Source organism: Chitiniphilus eburneus (genome assembly GCF_005048205.1).
GTDB lineage: Bacteria > Pseudomonadota > Gammaproteobacteria > Burkholderiales > Chitinibacteraceae > Chitiniphilus > Chitiniphilus eburneus.
The window spans coordinates 14,617-29,760 of the sequence record NZ_SUMF01000038.1 but is presented as its reverse complement, the minus strand read 5'-3'; the positions used below and the strand labels follow the sequence as shown (position 1 = coordinate 29,760).

The 15,144-nt window shown below is 63.0% G+C and carries 11 protein-coding genes, 3 tRNA genes and 1 pseudogene; 7 read left to right on the top strand and 8 right to left on the bottom strand.

Annotated features, from left to right (window positions below; translation table 11 throughout):
* Window positions 1-128 precede the first annotated feature (128 nt).
* The 5 genes and pseudogenes from rsxC to folD form a co-directional block, all read right to left on the bottom strand.
* Window positions 129-1,466 (bottom strand): annotated as a pseudogene (gene rsxC / locus FAZ21_RS18395) (electron transport complex subunit RsxC); the annotation flags it as partial.
* Window positions 1,463-2,020, bottom strand: coding sequence for an electron transport complex subunit RsxB (gene rsxB / locus FAZ21_RS18390; protein ID WP_211243524.1), 558 nt, complete (start codon window positions 2,018-2,020; stop codon window positions 1,463-1,465). The gene rsxB and the pseudogene rsxC, both read right to left, overlap by 4 nt.
* Window positions 2,017-2,598, bottom strand: coding sequence for an electron transport complex subunit RsxA (gene rsxA / locus FAZ21_RS18385; protein ID WP_136774887.1), 582 nt, complete (start codon window positions 2,596-2,598; stop codon window positions 2,017-2,019). The genes rsxB and rsxA overlap by 4 nt, the downstream gene beginning before the upstream one ends.
* Window positions 2,599-3,137: 539 nt before the next feature.
* The gene (locus FAZ21_RS18380) at window positions 3,138-4,163 is read right to left on the bottom strand and encodes a quinone-dependent dihydroorotate dehydrogenase (RefSeq protein ID WP_136774886.1); all 1,026 of its coding nucleotides are present in this window, start codon (window positions 4,161-4,163) and stop codon (window positions 3,138-3,140) included.
* Window positions 4,163-5,020 carry a bifunctional methylenetetrahydrofolate dehydrogenase/methenyltetrahydrofolate cyclohydrolase FolD gene (gene folD, locus FAZ21_RS18375; protein ID WP_136774885.1) on the bottom strand — a complete coding sequence of 286 codons (858 nt, stop codon included), beginning with the start codon at window positions 5,018-5,020 and terminating at the stop codon, window positions 4,163-4,165. The genes FAZ21_RS18380 and folD overlap by 1 nt, the downstream gene beginning before the upstream one ends.
* A gap of 156 nt (window positions 5,021-5,176) precedes the next feature.
* On the opposite strand from folD, the gene FAZ21_RS18370 reads away from it, so the two are divergent.
* The 3 genes from FAZ21_RS18370 (at window position 5,177) to FAZ21_RS18360 (ending at window position 5,503) form a co-directional block, all read left to right on the top strand.
* Window positions 5,177-5,253: transfer RNA gene (locus FAZ21_RS18370), tRNA-Pro, on the top strand.
* A gap of 33 nt (window positions 5,254-5,286) precedes the next feature.
* Window positions 5,287-5,363: transfer RNA gene (locus FAZ21_RS18365), tRNA-Arg, on the top strand.
* Between the two features lie 64 nt (window positions 5,364-5,427).
* A tRNA-His gene (locus FAZ21_RS18360) sits at window positions 5,428-5,503 on the top strand.
* Window positions 5,504-5,870: 367 nt separating this feature from the next.
* Here FAZ21_RS18360 and FAZ21_RS18355 read toward each other — a convergent pair.
* The 3 genes from FAZ21_RS18355 to FAZ21_RS18345 form a co-directional block, all read right to left on the bottom strand.
* Window positions 5,871-6,986 carry an acyltransferase family protein gene (locus FAZ21_RS18355; RefSeq protein ID WP_281279793.1) on the bottom strand — a complete coding sequence of 372 codons (1,116 nt, stop codon included), beginning with the start codon at window positions 6,984-6,986 and terminating at the stop codon, window positions 5,871-5,873.
* Window positions 6,987-7,306: 320 nt separating this feature from the next.
* Window positions 7,307-7,870, bottom strand: coding sequence for a GNAT family N-acetyltransferase (locus FAZ21_RS18350; protein WP_136774883.1), 564 nt, complete (start codon window positions 7,868-7,870; stop codon window positions 7,307-7,309).
* 119 nt (window positions 7,871-7,989) lie between these two features.
* Entirely contained in the window at window positions 7,990-8,343 is a 354-nt protein-coding gene (locus FAZ21_RS18345; protein WP_136774882.1) for a VOC family protein, read from the bottom strand.
* Between the two features lie 599 nt (window positions 8,344-8,942).
* Between FAZ21_RS18345 and fhuE the strand changes: the two genes are divergently transcribed.
* From fhuE to FAZ21_RS18325, 4 genes are all read left to right on the top strand, one after another.
* A complete protein-coding gene (gene fhuE / locus FAZ21_RS18340) occupies window positions 8,943-11,126 on the top strand; it encodes a ferric-rhodotorulic acid/ferric-coprogen receptor FhuE (protein WP_136774881.1) in 2,184 nt (727 codons plus the stop codon).
* 253 nt (window positions 11,127-11,379) lie between these two features.
* Window positions 11,380-12,534 carry a PepSY-associated TM helix domain-containing protein gene (locus tag FAZ21_RS18335; protein ID WP_136774880.1) on the top strand — a complete coding sequence of 385 codons (1,155 nt, stop codon included), beginning with the start codon at window positions 11,380-11,382 and terminating at the stop codon, window positions 12,532-12,534.
* Window positions 12,531-12,737, top strand: coding sequence for a hypothetical protein (locus FAZ21_RS18330; protein ID WP_136774879.1), 207 nt, complete (start codon window positions 12,531-12,533; stop codon window positions 12,735-12,737). The genes FAZ21_RS18335 and FAZ21_RS18330 overlap by 4 nt, the downstream gene beginning before the upstream one ends.
* Window positions 12,738-13,130: 393 nt before the next feature.
* Window positions 13,131-15,086, top strand: a complete 1,956-nt coding sequence (locus FAZ21_RS18325; RefSeq protein WP_246038780.1) for an arylsulfatase — start codon at window positions 13,131-13,133, stop codon at window positions 15,084-15,086.
* Window positions 15,087-15,144: the final 58 nt, after the last annotated feature.

Below are 15,144 nucleotides of genomic sequence, written 5' to 3'. Positions count from 1 at the left end.
ACGCCACATCGGCGAAGGTGAACTTACCCAGGTTGCGCAGGCGCTCGGCCACCAGGAAGGTAATGATCGGCCAGCCGTTCGGCACGTTCGCGCTTTTCGCGATCCTGCCGCGCCTGGCGGGCTTCGTGGCGGCGCCGCGCGACGGTGGCCGCGTCGCGGCTTTTCTCGGCGGCCCAGATTTCGGATTTGGCGTAGCGGAAGTAATCGACCAGCCGGATGTTCGACGGGCACACATAGGCGCAGGCGCCGCATTCGATGCAATCGAACAAGTGACGTTCCTGCGTGCGCCCGAACTGCCTGGCGCGAGCGAACCAGTACAGGTCCATCGGCTGCAATTGCGCGGGGCACGCCTCGGCGCAGGTGCCGCAGCGGATGCAGGGCATTTCCGGCGGCGCAGTCGGAAACAGCTCGGGGCTGCGGGCAATGATGCAGTTGCCTGACTTGGAGAGCCCGGCATCCAGCGATGGCAGCACGAAGCCCATCATCGGGCCGCCGTAGACATACCCGGCCACCTCCGGCCCGGCACCCGCGAACGCCATCAGGTGCGACAGCGGCGTGCCCAGCAGCGCTTCGACATTGCCTGGCTGCGCCACGGCGCCGGTCAGGGTGACGATGCGGCTGATCAGCGGCTCGCCATGCTCCAGCGCGCGGTACAGCGCCTGCACGGTGCCGACGTTGAAGCACTGCACGCCCAGGTCGGTGGCGCGCACGCCGGCCGGCACTTCGCGCCCCGTGAGCAGGCGGGTCAGTTGCTTGGCGCCACCGGATGGATACAGCGTGGGCACGGCGATCACTTCGATGTCGCTGCCGCCGCACGCCAGTTGCATCGCTTCGATGGCTTCGGGCTTGTTGTCCTCGATGCCCACCTTCACTCGCTGCGCATTCATCAGCGTGCGCACGATCCGGATACCGGTGACGATCTCGTCGGCGCGCTCGCGCATCAGCCGGTCGTCACAGGTGATATAGGGTTCGCACTCGGCGCCGTTGATCACCAGCGTATCCAGCGCGCGGGCGCCCCCCAGCTTGAGGTGCGACGGAAACACCGCGCCACCCAGCCCGACCACGCCCATGTCGCGCAGGTAATCCATCACCACCGAGCCATCCGCGTTACGCCAGTCGAACGGGCTGCGCTCGACCCAGCGTTCCTCGCCATCGGGCTCGATCACCACGCAGGGTTCGCTGAGGCCGGACGGGTGCGCGATCACGCGCGGCGCCACCGTCAGCACACGCCCGGAGGTGGGGGCATGCACCGCCGCCGAAACACGCCCGTCGGCGCTCCCGATCATCTGGCCCTTGCGCACCAGGTCGCCGGGCGCCACCAAGGGCTTGGCGCCATTGCCGATATGCTGGCTCAGCGGCACCACCAGTTGCGGCGGCAACGGCACCGTGGCAATGCGCGCGCCGTTGGATTCGGCCTTGTGCTCGGGCGGATGGATGCCGCCATGGAAGGAATACAGATGGCTCATTGCACCACCTTGAGCAGCGCCAGCGGGTAGCGCCACTTCCAGCTGGCGGGGGTTTCGCCCAGCGGCGCCATGTCGATGCAATCGACCGGACAGGGCGCGATGCACAGTTCGCAACCGGTGCACTCGCTGGCGATCACCGTATGCATGTGCTTGGCGGCGCCGACGATGGCATCGACCGGACAGGCCTGGATGCACAAGGTACAGCCGATGCAGACGTTTTCGTCGATCACCGCCACGCTCTTGGGCTTTTCGACGCCGTTCTCGGCGTTGAGCGGCTTGAACTCGCGCCCCAGCAGATCGGCAAGCTGGCGGATGCCATCGTCGCCGCCCGGTGGGCACTGGTTGATGTCCGCTTCGTCGTTGGCGATGGCCGTGGCGTAGGGGCGGCAGCCGGGATAGCCGCACTGCGCGCATTGGGTCTGCGGCAGGATGGCGTCGATCTTGTCCACCAGCGGGTCGTCTTCCACCCGGAAGCGGATGGCGGCAAAGCCCAGCACGGCCCCCAGCAGCAGCGCCAGCCCGGCCATCACGCACAGCGCCAGCAGCACGCTCATCGCACCAGCCCCGCGAAGCCCATGAAGGCCAGGCTCATCAGGCCCGCCGTGACGAAGGCGATGGGCGCGCCCTTGAAGGCGTCGGGGATGTCGGCGCCTTCCAGCCGCTCGCGAATGGCGGCGAACAGGATCAGGATCAGCGAGAACCCCAGCGCGGAGCCGAAGCCGAACACCAGCGATTCGGCAAAGCCATGGCGTGCCTGGGCGTTGATCAGCGGCACGCCCAGGACCGCGCAGTTGGTGGTGATCAGCGGCAGATAGATGCCCAGCGCCTGGTACAGCACCGGGCTGGCGGCATGGATGAACATTTCGGTGAACTGCACGATGGCGGCGATCACCACGATGAACGCCAGCGTGCGCAGGAACTCCACCTGCCACGCAATCAGCAACTGATCGATCAGCCAGGACGAGCCGGACGCCAGCGTCAGCACGAAGGCGGTGGCGAGCGCCATGCCGATGGACGCTTCCAGCTTGCGCGATACGCCCATGAACGGGCACAGCCCGAGAATGCGGGTGAGCACCACGTTGTTGACGAGGGCCGCGCCCACGAGGACCAGCAGATAGTGACTAAAATCCATCGGCACCCTTGGAGCCTGTTCAAATCCGTCGTGACCGCGTTCTAGCCGGGACCGATGCCCCGGCCATGGCGAACACGGATGAAGCACCGCGTGGAAGGTTAGTAGGCGGCTACGCCGTTGTCGCTGAGCGAACGCAAGGCGGCAACCGACAGGTCATGAACGGCGGACGATCCAGCAATAGCCGGTAGCCAGCCACCTCACGAGCACAGCGAGGCTCCCTCGCGGCGGCGAGGGCGGGGGGCGTGGAATCGAACCAGAAGTGAGCCAGTCCCCGCACCCCACGACCGTCGCGCGCCCGGCTTCGCCGGGCGCTTGCGGCCAGCGCATTCACAGCAAAAACCTCCTAACCCCGGCCCACGGCCGATTCCACCAGCCACCTCACGAGCACAGCGAGGCTCCCTCGCGGCGGCGAGGGCGGGGGGTGTGGAATCGAACCAGAAGTGAGCCGGTCCCCGCATCCCACGACCGTCGCGCGCCCGGCTTCGCCGGGAGCTTGCGGCCAGCGCATTCACAGCAAAAACCTCCTGGCTCCCCCCGGCTCACGGCCGGGCGTGGGCCACGGCTTCGGCGCAATCGCCCACCAGCGTCGGGCCGTGATAGACCAGCCCGCTGTACAACTGCACCAGCTTGGCGCCGGCATGGATTTTCTCCACCGCATCGTCACCGCAGAGAATACCGCCGACACCGATGATGGGCACTTCGCCTTGCAGCAGCTCGGCCAGTTCGCGGATCACGTGCGTGGACTTGGCGCGAACCGGTGCACCGGACAAGCCCCCCGCTTCCTTGCCATGCGGCGCATGTTCGACGCCGACGCGCGACAGCGTGGTGTTGGTGGCGATGACGGCATCGAAGCGATGCTCCACCAGCCGCTCGGCGATATCCTGGATCTGGTGGGCCTCCAGGTCCGGCGCGATCTTCAGCGCCAGCGGCACGTAGCGACCATGGCGGTCGGCCAGCGCGGCCTGTTTGTCCTTCAGCGCCGCCAGCAGTTGCCCCAGTTCATCCGCCTGCTGCAACTGCCGCAGGTTCTTGGTGTTGGGGCTGGAGATATTGATCGCGACGTAGCTGGCGTATTCGTACACCTTCTCCAGGCCGATCAGGTAATCGTCGGTGGCGCGTTCGATGGGGGTATCGAAGTTCTTGCCGATATTGATCCCCAGCACGCCCTTGTACTGGCTGGCCTTGATGTTCTGCACCAGCACATCCACGCCGTCGTTGTTGAAGCCCATGCGGTTGATCACCGCTTCGGCCTGCGGCAGCCGAAACAGGCGTGGCTTGGGGTTGCCCGGTTGCGGACGCGGCGTGACGGTACCCACCTCGATGAAACCGAAGCCGAAGTCGGCCAGCGCATCGATGTGCGCGCCGTTCTTGTCCAGCCCGGCCGCAAGGCCGATGGGGTTGGGGAAATCCAGCCCCATCACGTGGATCGGGTTCGGCGCCACGGTGGAGGTGAAGGCGCGCAGGAACCCGAGGGTGTGCATCAGGTCCGCCGCCTTCAGCGACAGGTCGTGCGCACGCTCCGCATCCATGGTGAACAGGAGCGGCTTGAGCAGTCCGTACGCCATTACGATCCCTTGCGGTTGACGTTGGCGTCGTAGGTGTTCTGCATCAGCGTGGCGACGGTCATCAGGCCGACGCCGCCCGGTACGGGGGTGATCCAGCTCGCGCGCTCGGCGGCTACGTCGAACTCCACGTCGCCGCACAACTTGCCGTTGTCCAGGCGGTTGATCCCCACGTCGATGACGATGGCACCCGGCTTGATCCACTCGCCCTTCACGAAGTTGGGAATGCCCACGCCCGCCACCACGATATCGGCGCCGCGCACCTTGTCGGCCAGATCGCGCGTCTTGCTATGGCAAACGGTGACGGTGGCGCGCGCCAGCAGCAGTTCCAGCGCCTGCGGGCGGCCAACGATATTGGAGGCGCCGACGATCACGGCATCCTTGCCGATCAGGTCGATGCCGGTACGCGCCAGCAAGGTCATCACGCCGCGCGGGGTGCACGGGCGCAGCAGCGGCATCTTCAGGGCAAGGCGACCGATGTTATAGGGATGAAAACCATCCACATCCTTGGCCGGGTCGATCAGTTCGATCACCTTTTCGGCATCGATATGCTTGGGCAACGGCAGTTGCACCAGGATACCGTCCACGGCGTCGTCGGCATTCAGCTTTTGCACCAGCGCCAGCAGATCGGCCTCAGAGGTGGTTTCCGGCAGATCGTAGGCCAACGAGGTGATGCCCGCGTTTTCGCACTGGCGCTTCTTGTTGCCGACATAGACCTGCGATGCCGGATTGCTGCCGACGAGAATCACCGCCAGCGCCGGCGCGCGGTGGCCGGCGGCCACGCGGGCGTCCACCTTGGCGCGAACGTCACGAATGATGTCTTGCGAAATGGCCTTGCCGTCCAGGATCGTTGCGGGCATCGGGTAGGAACTCCATAGAAGGCGCTCGTGGCGCCGGCGGTGGGAAGCGGGATGAAAAACGGGCCGTATTGTCGCATTCTTCGGCCGCTGCGCTCAAATGCGCGCCGCCGCCTGCTTGACCTGTATTCAGGTTACGGCTATAGTCGCGCCTCTGTTCGGGGCGTAGCGCAGCCTGGTAGCGCATCTGTTTTGGGAACAGAGGGTCGTGAGTTCGAATCCCACCGCCCCGACCAGAACTTTCGGCGTATATGAAGACTTTGCACCGGGCGCTCGTAGCTCAACCGGATAGAGCAACGGCCTTCTAAGCCGTAGGTTACAGGTTCGATTCCTGTCGGGCGCGCCAGTCCCTTCAGGTGTATCAAAAGTTTCGGTCAGACGGCCCAGCCGGATGACACATCAGTTCAGTGGTGGCTGTAGCTCAGTTGGTAGAGTCCAGGATTGTGATTCCTGTCGTCGTGGGTTCGAGTCCCATCAGCCACCCCAGAAGTCAAAAGCCCCTTGAGAAATCAAGGGGCTTTTTTTCGTTCCCGGGCAGTGATTCGTCCAGCATGTGCTTGAGCCAGGCATTCTCGGCATCCGCTCGTTGAACCACTTCGCATCCAACACGTCCGACCCGCCGTACTTGCCCCCCAAAGGTAGCCACCGGCCTCGGAGCGGCCATGCCAGCGACACAGCCCCTGGATGGGCAGACCCGGTTCAGCCTCACCGAAAGCTGATGATCTGTTCTGCACGACACCGTTTCGTCACGCCCACCTTCCCGGGCACCGGGATGGGGTCCCAAACCCGGACACGCTCAGTTTTTCGAGCGCTTCGGCAATTGACTGGCAACGCTAGATCAAGCCCATCCAGGCTAAGCAGATTGCAGGGAAGCGACAGGTTTTACCTTTTTCACTCTAAAGACGGCATTCAAGAATGCCATCCAGGGCGCATCCAATGCGCGCCAGAACAGGACACTCAGTGGAATCGTTACCGCGGCATAAGCAAGGAACGTGATCCACAATGACCCTGTCCACAGGAATACCGCCGAGGCAACACTGCATAGCGTGAGCATGTGGGTCAGGTAAATACCAAATGAGATCCGCCCGAAGAAAGCAAGAACCCGCTGCGACAATAGCACCCTCAATGGGCGACATGTCTCAGCAGCGGCGATCAATGTCATGGCCGCCAATGGGTACTCCAGATAGATAATCTGGATATGGGTGAGGGAAGGCTGATTGAACCTGACGACCAGAAGCGAAAACGCAACCAGAATGGCCCCTGCCCATATAGGCAAACTCACGCGAAAGTGGATGAGGCAAAAGGCTAAAGCGGCACCGACAAAGAAGTCGAAGTATCGGGTTTGAAAACCGATTGCCATGAACGATGCAATCAAGACGAACTGCCACAGTTTCGGTATGAATCTGCACAGGAATCCGAGAGCAATTACAGAAAATACAGCAAGCAGCTCATACGAGATCGTCCACAAATTGGCGTTGTATGTATGCGCCGCGTCAAAAGAAAAGAACGCCGACCAAAGTGGTTCCTTGATCGCAAGCCAGAAATCGGGCTCATAGCGATACCACTTGATGAGCCAGTCAGAACCACTCCTGGACGCGGCTTCGAAGTTGTAAAAACCCCCGAGGGCGTGTAGACCAAATGTCGCCATGGAAAGGATGAAAATCGGGAACACCAGCCGTAGATAGCGCTTCAGCCCACCACGCAAACAATCGAGAAGTTCTCCCTGATAGAACTTCCTCATGAAAATCAGGCCGCTCAATACAAAGAACACCGTCACTGCGAAATGCCCGTTCCATAATGCACTCAGCAGATTTTTGTGGAGTGGCGCATTAAGGAAAAGAAAGTCGTTATCAAATGAACGGAAAAAATGAAAGACAGCTACGGACACTGCGGCGAGACCTCTCAAGCCGTCAAGGTGCGCGTCTCGATTACTTTCAATATTTATCAATGTTGTTGATCCTGATGTCACGACGGCAGATAGCCAAGCTGCCCGCACTTATTTGCTCGGATGGTACACGAGAATGCCTTCTAGAAGAAAAGCAGGTCGAAAGCCATCCACTGGCAAGTTCTACGGCATAAAGAGCAATGCCAACGACAGCAGTCTGGTTGCCACGTGCCAGACGATCAACTGAACCAGTCAAGCTGGAAGCAGACGCTTACGCGTGCGGGCTGTGTCTGGAAAACGCCCGCCGAGCGGCAATCTCAGCCGCCGCATAACCGCATTGGGCAACTTGCCTGCCCGTTCCTGCCCTTCGGCGTAAACACTGGGCATTCATCATGCTCGAATTCCTAGGGCTGGATGCTTATGGGCGTCGGGCCGGTCCACTCGTACAGCACATCAGGACATTTTTCCTCGTTGTCCTGGCCATCCGAGAACCGGATCGGCTGGTAGCCATGCCGCTCATAAAATGAACGCGCGCGCATGTTTTCCTGAAACGTAAAGAGCCGGATCGGGTGTTTCAACACTGCATGCGCATGCTGCAGAAGCAAGGAGCCAACTCCCACCGATACATGATCTGGATGGACATAAAGCTGGTCGATCCACCCGATCCCTTGATCCTCTGAAACCGCCAGTACGCCCACGATCTCATGATCGACTGTGGCAACGGTTACCCGGCCGCCAGGAATCAGGTATTCAGCAACCCACGACCGGAAGCCCTGGCGGGAATGGGGGGATTTGGCAAAGGGGAGGAAGGTCTCACGAGAGATGAAAAGAACATCGGTGACTGACTCGGTATCGGCGGGCGTGGCAAGTCGCAGCATGAGCGGTTTATTGACCTGAAGCCCACGGCACGCGGAGCGTTCGTCGTGAAGCGCAGCCACAACGAAAACCATCGCCGTGCCCGCGATCATTGGTGGCAACACTGTTGAGAAGTCAGGAGTACGTTCAGAGCATTTATACAGTCTTGGCTTCCAACGTGGGGCCTGAACGGAAAAACACGACTATTTTCGCCGCTGTTTCGCCAGTCGGATCAGCGGCGCTTCGACGTTGCGGCCTGCTGGAACGCCAGGTAATAGCCGTTGCAGTCCTCGATCCCGAACTCCCGCGACCCATACGGCATGTTCTGGACCGGCCAGGCGATCACCACCCGGTCCTTGATCCCGGCAAAGTAGCCATCCACGTCGGCCAAGGTGAAATAGATCGTGCCGGAAAAGCCTGGCGGTTTTCCCCAAAGGTCTTCGGTGGTGAAGATCAGTGAATTCCCATCGTGCTCGACGGTGAGCGTGCCTGTCGCGGTTGCCTGGGCCTGAAACCCGAGCGCTTCCTGGTAGAACCGGCGCGTCGCTTCAAGATCGTGACAGCGCAGGAGTAGGTTCAGAGACATTTCCGGATTCCTGAAAGGGATAGCGGAGGCATGACTTGTCTGGTCATGGATAGCGCCAACACTGGATGCGCGGCATTGCTGCCGCCGCTTTCATCGCCTTGGGGCGAGCAAGCCCCCAATGAAGGCCTGATGTCGAGATGCTTTACGGCGGTGGCTGGAAGATGGCTTTCCCGACAAGCCGCCAAGACAAGCGCGAGGGGCCGCCATTACGGGTCGGTTCCTCGCCCAGTAAATTATTACAAATTAATTCAGGATAAAGGCAACGCGCCTTCACCCTGTTGCAGTGGCCTTACAGTGCCGCAGCCTGGATCACCATGCCCTCCAACATGACCACGCTTGTTGAAGACAGTCTTCGGTGATCACTTCTTTAGCTGCCGGGCCGCTGCTCCACCCTGTCTGCGAAGAGGTCTTCTTCGCGCTCAAGCTCTTGCTTTAGAAGAAATTCCTGCTTTTCCCACCCTTGCGCGCCATTGATCCTGACGACCGGCGGCGGTTGCAACCGCTGTCAAATCACTAATGAGAAATGTTATCATTATCAATGCGCGTTATCAGGGAACGCGCCACCACCACCGAACCACACTCAAAAGCACACCATGTTCATGCAGCCCAAAACATCGAAGAAAAACAAGTCCAGGATCAAAACCCTTACGCTGATGGTGGGGCTTGCCCTGCCGGCGTTGTCGCAAGCAGCGGATGCGGAGAAGGAAGTCGTCCTGCCCACCGTGACCGTCACGGCCGCTGGCGAAGCGCTGGGGGAGAGCACCGAGGGCACCGGTTCGTACACCACGGGCAAGACCCGGACTTCGACGCCGTTGAGCATGTCGATCCGCGAGACTCCCCAAGCCGTCACCGTGGTCACCCGGCAGCGCATCGAAGACCAGAACTTCAAGACCATTACCGATGTGCTGAACAGTGTGACCGGTGTATCGGTGAACCAGTACGAAACCCACCGCGCCCAGTTCACCGCGCGGGGTTTCGACATCAACGCGCTGATGATCGATGGCGTGCCGACCACATGGGATCAGCCCTGGAGTTCCGGCGAAATCATGAGCAGCCTGGCGATGTACGACCGGGTGGAAGTGGTGCGGGGCGCCACCGGCCTGATGACGGGCGCGGGCGATCCTTCGGCCGCCGTGAACCTGGTGCACAAGCGTGCCAGCAGCAAGGAGCTGGCGGGCTCGGTCACGGCGGAAGTGGGAAGCTGGAGCGAGCGCCGCGCCATGTTCGATGTGGCGACGCCGTTGAACGAAGCCAGGACGGTGCGCGCACGCGTGGTCGGCGAATACACCGCCAGCGATAGCTGGATCGACCACCTCGAAGAAGAAGGCAAGACGATCTTCGCCACGTTCGAAGTGGACCTGGCGCCAGGCACCCTGTTGGCGGCGGGCTACAGCCGCCAGGAAAACGACCCGCGTGGTTCGATGTGGGGCGGCTTGCCGGTCTTCTACGCCGATGGTTCGCGCACGCACTGGGATCGCTCCAAGAGCACCTCGGCGGACTGGGTGCGCTGGGAATCCACCTACGAGAACTACTACGCCAATCTCCAGCACCAGTTCGACAATGGCTGGACGGTGAAGGCGAGCTATAGCCACGGGGATCGCGAGGCCGATTCCTACCTGCTCTATCTGTCCGGCGCGCCCGATCGCGTGACCGGGCTGGGCATGTATGCCTTCCCGGGCTCGTACAACGTGCGCACCCGGCAGAACGATTTCGGCCTGCAAGCCGACGGCCCGTTCGATCTGCTGGGACGCAGCCATGAAGCGGCAATTGGCTATGTCAACTCGCGGCAACAGTTCAATGCCGACAGCCGGGCTTCGACAGGTGGCCCTGCCGGGGATTTCAACCACTGGGATGGCTCCTATCCGGAACCGGCATGGGGGCCGCTGGCCTACTACGGCGACGGCACGCTCAGGCAGGAGGCGCTCTACGGCGCGCTGCGCCTGAATGTGGCCGACCCGCTGAAGATCATCCTCGGCTTGCGCGTCACCAACTATGAGCGCTCGGGCAACGATGTCTACAGCAGCCCCTACCAGATGGAGTTCGATCACGAGCTGACGCCGTATGCCGGCATTGTCTACGACCTGAACGACAACTTCTCGGTCTATGCCAGTTACACCGATATCTTCCAGCCGCAGCAGGTGCGCGATATCAGCGGTAAGTACCTTGCCCCCATCGTCGGCAAGAGCACCGAAGCCGGTGTGAAAAGCGCCTTCTTCGACGGGCGCCTGAATGCCTCGCTGTCCGCGTTCCGCATCAAGCAGGACAACCTGGGGCAGGCCACCGGCGTGGACATTCCGGGCACGGTGCCGCCGGAAAAAGCCTATGAGCCGTCGTCGGGCGCCACCAGCAAGGGCTTCGAGCTGGAAGTGGCCGGCGAAGTAACGCGCGGCTGGAACGTCAGCGCCGGGTACTCCCAGTTCAAGCTGACCGACGCCGGTGGCAACGATATCAACACCATCTATCCGCGCAAGCTGATCCGCCTGTTCACCACCTATCGCCTGCCGGTGCTGGAAGGCGCGCTGACCGTGGGCGGCGGCGTGGATTGGCAAAGCGAAACCTACACCTATGCCGACACCCCGCAAGGCGTGAGCGAGAAGATCGAGCAGAACGACTACGCGCTGGTCAACCTGATGGCGCGCTACGAGATCACCCGGCAGCTCTCGGCGCAGCTCAACATCAACAACCTGTTCGATGAAGAGATCTACGGCATGTTCGACGCGTATAGCCAGATCACCTACGGCGCGCCGCGCAACGCCAGCCTGACCGTCAACTACAAGTTCTGACCCTTAGGGCGTGTCGTCCCGAACTGCACCGAACACTGTCGTGAAACAGGTGACGACACGCCCTGGCCATCGTTCGCCACGGGGCCGGCCGGACACGGCCGGCCCCGTGGCGATACGGCAACCCCGTTCCAAGGTCCATACCGTGCATCCCTTTGCCGCCCATCCCTGTAGGCCCGGCGCGGCGACGCCGCCAACCGTCGCCACCGTCACTGCGCCGCGCGCAGCCGCCCTATCCCGCTGAGCCCCGCCGATCATGCACAACAAGACCATCAGGATCTGGGCCTGGCTCCACAAGTGGAGCAGCCTCGTCTGCACCGTATTCATGCTGCTGCTCTGCATCACCGGGTTGCCGCTGATCTTCCATCACGAGATCGGTCACCTGCTCGGCACCGAAGTGGAAGCGCCACCGATGCCGGCCGATACGCCCCGCATCAGCCTGGACAAGGTGCTCCAGATCGCGCGCGCGCAGCACCCGGACCGGGTGGTGCAGTTCGTCTCCCAGCCCGAGGATAGCGAGGACCTGTGGTTCGTCACCATGACGCCCACGCCCGCCCCCACCGACGATTTCCGCTCGGTGGCCGTCGATGCGCGCACCGGCGCGGTGCTCGCCCAGCCGCGCTTCGACGAAGGTTTCATGTGGGTGATGTTCAAGCTGCACGTCGATCTGTTCGCCGGCCTGGCCGGCAAGCTGTTCCTGGGGCTGATGGGCCTGCTGTTGCTGGTGGCCGTGGTCAGCGGCGTGGTGCTGTACGCGCCGTTCATGCGCAAGCTGGATTTCGGCACCGTTCGCCGCGACCGCCGCCCGCGCCTGAAATGGCTGGACCTGCACAATCTGCTGGGCATCGTCACGCTGGTGTGGCTGTTCGTGGTCGGCGCCACCGGCATGATCAACACCTGGGCCGACCTGATGATCAAGTACTGGCAGTACGACAAGCTCAGCGTGCTGCTGGCGCCGTACCAGGGCCAGGCCACCGTACCGGTCGGCGAGCGCGCCTCGGTGCAGCGGTCGCTGGATGTCGCACTGCGTGCCGCCCCGGACATGCGGTTGTCGTTCGTCGCCTTCCCCGGCACCGCGTTTTCCAGCCCGCACCACACCACCTTCTTCCTGCGTGGCAACCAGCCGCTGACCTCGCGCCTGTTGCAGCCGGTGCTGGTCGATGCGCGCACCGCCGAAGTGACCGCCTCGCCCCATCTGCCGTGGTACCTGACCGGGCTGCTGGTATCGCAACCGCTGCATTTCGGCGACTACGGCGGCATGCCGATGAAAATCCTGTGGGCGTTGCTCGACATCGCCTCGATCATCGTGCTGGGCAGCGGCCTGTACCTGTGGTTGCGCAAGGGCCAGAACAGCGGGCAACACCTGCCCAAAACACCGCAGGCGGAACAGCCCGCAGAGGGAATCGCATGAAGAAGCCCAGCCATCGAAGCACCACAGCCATCTGGGGCTGGCCGTTGCTCATCGGCCTGTCGAGCGGTGTCGGGCTGGTATCCGGCCTGTTCAGCGACGGCGGTGCCGGCGACGTGCTGGCTGGCATCTGCCTGGCCGTGCCCGTCGCGGTCGGGACATGGTTCGGCTGGCTGCGGCGGAGTTCGACCACCGGCAGCCGCTAAGTAGCCCTTTCTTCGTCTCGACTGCCCTCTCCGGCCCGCTCTGCCCACACGGGCCCGTGGGCCGAACACCGGGCGGGCGTCGCACCACCGCGACGCCTGCCTTGCCGTCGGGGAATCGTCCTCCCGGCACGATCACGGTTCCAGCGCCTGGCCACCAACGCCCGCCCCACCCTCGCTTGGTCGAAAACAACACTGTTTGCCTTCGCCCTGGCGCCAGTGCGCGGAAATCGCTCGCGATGAAAAACGCCGCCGTGCCCGATGCTTATCAGCGCATCGCGTCCTTTTTCGGGGCCTTTATCGAAAAACGAGCTATCGAAGTTTCCACTAAGTATTAATTCTTCTTAAAACGCCGCGCTTAGCATGCCGCACTTCCATTCACACAGGGAGTGAACCATGCCCCACCCAACGGCGCTTCCATCGCGCTTCGGCCGACACGCGATGGCGCTGGCCATCGCCACCGGCCTGGCCGTGGCCGGTTGCAACAGCTCGGACAGCCCCTCCGGCGACACATCGCCCACGCCGCCGCCCACCGTCGATGCCCGCCCCAATATCCTGTACATCATGGCGGACGATCTCGGCTATTCCGACATCCACGCCTTCGGCGGCGAGATCGATACCCCCAACCTGGATGCCCTGGTGGCCGACGGCCGCGTCCTCACCAACCATCACACCGGTACCGTCAGCGCCATCACCCGCGCCATGCTGATCTCCGGCACCGATCACCACCTGGTGGGCGAAGGCACCATGGGCGCGCCACAGGACGAGCGCAAGGGCCTGCCCGGCTACGAGGGCTATCTCAACGACAGTTCGCTGTCGGTGGCGCAATTGCTCCAGGACAGCGGTTACCACACCTATATCGCCGGCAAGTGGCACCTGGGCTCATCCATCGCGGGCGAGCCGGCCAGCGCCGGCAAGACGCCGGACCAATGGGGTTTCGAGCGCAGCTTCGCGCTGCTCGGCGGCGCCGCGACCAACCATTTCGGTCATGAAGCGGCGGGCTCGAAGAACTACACCGAGGACGGACGCTACGTGCAGCCCGGCCAGCCGGGACAGCCAGGCGGCGTGGGCGGCACGCCCGAGGTGTTCTATTCCACCGATTTCTACACCGACAAGCTGATCGCCTACATCGACGCCAATCGCCAGGACGGCAAGCCCTTTTTCGCCTATGCCGCGTTCACCTCGCCGCACTGGCCGCTACAGGTGCCCGAACCCTGGCTAAGCCAGTACAAGGGCAAGTACGACCAGGGCTACGAGCCGATCGCCGCCGCCCGCTACGCACGCCTGCAAGCGCTGGGCCTGATCCCCGCCAGCCAGGCCGCCGCGCCGCCCAGCCCCGAAACGCTGACCCGCTCGCCGGCCACCGCCAACGACGGCAAGGCGGGTGCGAAGTACATCAATGCCCAGCACCCGGTCGCCGACGGCTACGTCGATTACGGCCAGGGCCGCGTGGTGAAGAAGTGGTCCAGCCTGACCGCCGATGAGAAGAAGGCGCAGGCGCGCTATATGGAAATCTATGCCGGCATGGTGTCCAACCTGGACCACAACATCGGGCGCCTGATCCAGTACCTGAAGGACACCGGTCAGTACGACAACACCTTCATCCTGTTCCAGTCGGACAACGGCGCCGAAGGCTGGCCCATCGATTCGGGCGCCGATCCGCTCACCACCGATACCGCCAACGCCCAGCCGGGACGTTACGAACTGCTGGGCACCGATACCAACTTCGGCAAGTATCCCGGCCTGTCGTACGGGCTGCGCTGGGCCGAGGTCAGCGCCACGCCGTTCGCGCAGGTGAAGGGCCAGATGGGCGAAGGCAGCATTTCCACTCCCGCCATCGCCAAGCTGCCGGGGCAAAGGAAGGGCCTGCCGCCGCTGAACGTGTTCACCCACGTCACCGACAACTCCGCCACCTTCCTGGCGCTGGCCGGCATCACCCCGCCGTCCGAGGCGGCGCCCCCGCTGATCGACCCCAAGACCGGCAAGGACACCAACCGGGGCAAGGTGGTCTACAACGGCCGCAACGTCTACCCGGTCACCGGCAAATCGCTGGTCGGCGCCTTGCAGCAGGCCACGCCAGCCCCGCTGCGCGGCACACCCTTCGGCGAGGAGAGCTACGGCCGCACCGCGATCTACAGCGCGGACGGGCGCTGGAAGGCGCGCTTCACCGAGCCGCCGTTCGGCCCGCTGGATGGGCACTGGGAGCTATTCGATCTGAGCGTGGATCGCGGCGAGACCATCGACCTGTCGGCACAGTACCCGTTGCTGGCCAGCACGCTGGTCCAGCAATGGCAGGGCTATATGGAGAGCGTCGGCGGGGTCAACCCGTTGCGTCCCAAGGGCTTCTACTGAGCACCTTGCCATGGAACGACCGCCGGCCTTCGGCCGGCGGTGCTCCGGCCAGATCATG